At 63.9% G+C, this 1,728-nt stretch carries 1 protein-coding gene; it reads right to left on the bottom strand.

The window, feature by feature from the left end:
- A partial coding sequence (locus ABH944_RS44535) for an IlvD/Edd family dehydratase (RefSeq protein ID WP_404615819.1) occupies nucleotides 1-1,728 on the bottom strand: 1,728 nt, incomplete at both ends.

Genomic DNA, 1,728 nt, shown 5'->3' with positions numbered 1-1,728 from the left:
CGTCTCGACGATGTTCAGGTACAGCGTGGCCGGTTCGAGGCACGCGCCGCTGCCGTGCTGTCCGACCATGCTGCGGTAGATCTCTTCCCATGGCGTCATGTTCTTCAGCACGGGCGGCTTCCATGCCGCGCGGCGTTGGGCAAGTTCGGCCTCGGGGATCATCAGGTCGACCTTGCGGGTCTTCAGGTCAATGCGAATCCTGTCGCCCGATACAAGCAACGCAAGCCCGCCGCCAACGGCCGCTTCCGGCGACACATTGAGAATGGACGGGCTCGCCGACGTGCCGCTCTGACGGCCGTCGCCAAGCGTTGGCAGGGTGTCGATACCGCGCTTGAGCAGCGCCGCCGGCGGCTGCATGTTGACTACTTCCGCACCGCCCGGAAAGCCTACCGGACCGCAATTGCGGATCACGAGGATCGAACGTTCGTCGACACCGGTCTCCGGATCTTCAATGCGCGCGTGATAGTCCTCCGGGCCTTCGAACACAACGACTTTACCCTCGAACACATCGGGATGATTCGGGTCGGCGAGGAAGCGCTTGCGGAACGCGTCGTCGATCACGCTGACCTTCATGACGGCGCTGTCGAAGAGGTTGCCTGAGAGCACGACGTATCCGGCGGCTTCTTTGAGCGGCTTCGCATATTCACGAATGACCTCGCGATCGGGTGTAGGCACAGCGGCGAGATCCTCGGCCAGCGTGCGCCCCGTCACCGTGCGCACGGCGCCGTTGAGCCTGCCCGCATCCAGCAGTTCCTTCATCACGGCCGGCACGCCGCCCGCGCGATGAAACGCTTCGCCAAGGAAACGTCCCGCGGGTTGGCAGTCCACCAGCAACGGGACTTCGGGACCAAGACGCTGCCAGTCTTCCAGCGTGTGATCGACACCCATGTGACGCGCAATCGCAATCATGTGAATCGGACAATTCGATGAAGCACCCAGCGCGGCCGCCGCGACTACGGCGTTCTCGAATGCGCCCTTGGTCATGATGTCCGAAGGACGCAGATTTTCTGCGACCATGCCGACGATGCGCTTGCCGGTGGCGTACGCCATCCACCCGCGTTCGCGATGCGGCCCGGGGATTGCCGCACAACCGGGCAGCGACATGCCGAGTGCTTCGGCAAGCGAGTTCATGGAGAGCGCGGTGCCCATGGTGTTGCAATGTCCGACCGAAGGGGCGGAAGAGGCCACCATGTCCATGAATCCTGGGTAGTCGATCTCGCCGGCGGACAAGCGTTTGCGCGCGTCCCAGATGACGGTTCCCGAGCCGGCAAGCTTGCCGTGATACCAACCGTCGAGCATTGGTCCGCCCGAGAGCACGATGGCCGGAATGTTGACCGTGGCCGCGGCCATCAGGCAGGCGGGCGTGGTCTTGTCGCAACCGGTGGTGAGGACCACGCCGTCGATTGGGTAACCATGCAGGATTTCAACGAGACCGAGATAAGCGAGGTTGCGATCGAGCGCGGCGGTGGGGCGCTTGCCGGTTTCCTGGATCGGGTGCACGGGGAACTCGAGCGGAATGCCGCCTGCGTCACGGATGCCGTCACGTACGCGGCTCGCAAGCTCGAGATGATGGCGATTGCACGGGGCGAGATCCGAACCCGTCTGCGCGATGCCGATGATCGGCTTGCCCGACTGCAACTCTTCGCGCGTGATGCCGTAGTTCATGTAGCGCTCAAGATACAGCGCGGTCATGCCGGGGTCGGAGGGGTCGTCGAACCAGCGGCGGCT

It is taken from the genome of Caballeronia udeis (assembly GCF_044909315.1).
GTDB classification, from domain to species: Bacteria; Pseudomonadota; Gammaproteobacteria; order Burkholderiales; family Burkholderiaceae; genus Caballeronia; species Caballeronia udeis_A.
This window is presented reverse-complemented; position numbering and strand designations above follow the sequence as displayed.